Origin of the sequence: Paraburkholderia monticola, from assembly GCF_001580545.1 — a bacterium.
Lineage (GTDB): Bacteria > Pseudomonadota > Gammaproteobacteria > Burkholderiales > Burkholderiaceae > Paraburkholderia > Paraburkholderia monticola.
This window is the reverse complement of record NZ_LRBG01000027.1, coordinates 1-1,328: the sequence shown is the minus strand read 5'-3', so window position 1 is coordinate 1,328 and position 1,328 is coordinate 1. Positions and strand designations below refer to the sequence as shown.

General features: G+C 57.0%; 1 protein-coding gene. It reads left to right on the top strand.

The window, feature by feature from the left end; genetic code table 11:
* Window positions 1-1,232 (top strand): IS3 family transposase gene (locus CI15_RS19405; RefSeq protein WP_241495871.1). Its coding sequence is split into 2 segments (ribosomal slippage), with 1,233 coding nucleotides annotated over them: window positions 1-340 and window positions 340-1,232; the frame shifts between segments, so codons are not numbered across the junction. This gene is flagged as partial in the annotation.
* Window positions 1,233-1,328 lie beyond the last annotated feature (96 nt).

Here is a 1,328-nt window from a genome sequence, read left to right as displayed (position 1 = left end):
GAGCATGGAGGCAGTGGTCTGCGCAAGAAGTTCAGCCACTACAGCGCCGAGTTCAAGCTATCGGTTTTGCAACGGATGTGGAGCGAGCAGCTGTCATATACGCAGACAGCGACCCTCTACGACATTCGGGGTGATCGCAGCATCGTGAACTGGGAACGTCAGTATCATGGTGGTGGTATAGATGCGCTGAAGCCACGTCGACGAGGACGCCCCAGGAAGATGCCCACCCGCCCAGCACCTCCCGGCCCCCCAGCTCCGGATGGAACCGATCCACGCCCGCGCGAAGAGTTGCTCAAAGAGATCGAAGACCTGCGCGCGGAGGTGGCGTACCTAAAAAAACTCGATGCCTTGATTCGGGCCGGCAAGCGCCAGACGCAGCCCAGAAAGCGCAAATAGTGCTCGAATTAAGGCAGCAACACCCCTTGAGCAGCCTGTTACTGGCAGCGGGGCTCGCGCGCAGTACCTTCTATTATCAGAAGAAGGCGCTCAGCGTTGCCGACAGGCGTGCCGGGCTCAGGGACCAGATCAGAATGGTGTATGACAATCACGGCGGCCTCTATGGATACCGACGTGTGACCTGGGCGATCCGGCGCGCCGGCTGCACTGTCAATCACAAAACGGTGCAACGCCTGATGCAGCAGATGGAACTCAAATCCCTGGTTCGCAAAAAGAGGTATCGCTCCTATGCCGGCGACCTCGGCCGCGTTGCGCCTAACCTGTTAAGCCGGCAATTTGAAGCACCGCAGCCCAACCAGAAATGGGTCACGGACGTAACCGAGTTCAATGTGAGAGGCGAGAAGCTCTACCTCTCGCCAGTGATGGACCTGTACAACGGCGAAATCGTCGCCTACCAGACGTCACGGCGGCCCACATTTGATCTCGTCAGCGACATGCTCAGGCAAGCGTTCAAAAAGCTTGGACATCACGATCGGCCGATACTGCATTCCGATCAAGGTTGGCAGTACCAGATGGCCGCCTATCGACGCATGCTCGAGCAGCGTGCTGTCGTCCAGAGCATGTCCCGTAAAGGGAACTGTTACGACAACGCAGCCATGGAAAGCTTCTTCGGGACACTCAAAGCGGAGTTCTTCCGTCTGAATGAATTTGCCAGCATTGACCATCTACAGGCGGGCATTGAACGCTACATTCACTACTACAACCACAACCGGATACGACTCAAACTAAAAGGGCTGAGCCCTGTGAAGTACAGAACTCAGCCCTTCGTCGGCTAGTATTACCTGGCCGTCCAACTTTGCGGGGTCACTTCACCTGGGGACGCCGCTTTGCCGTGATGATTCAGCCGTTCAGAAAATCGTCCGCAGACCGAG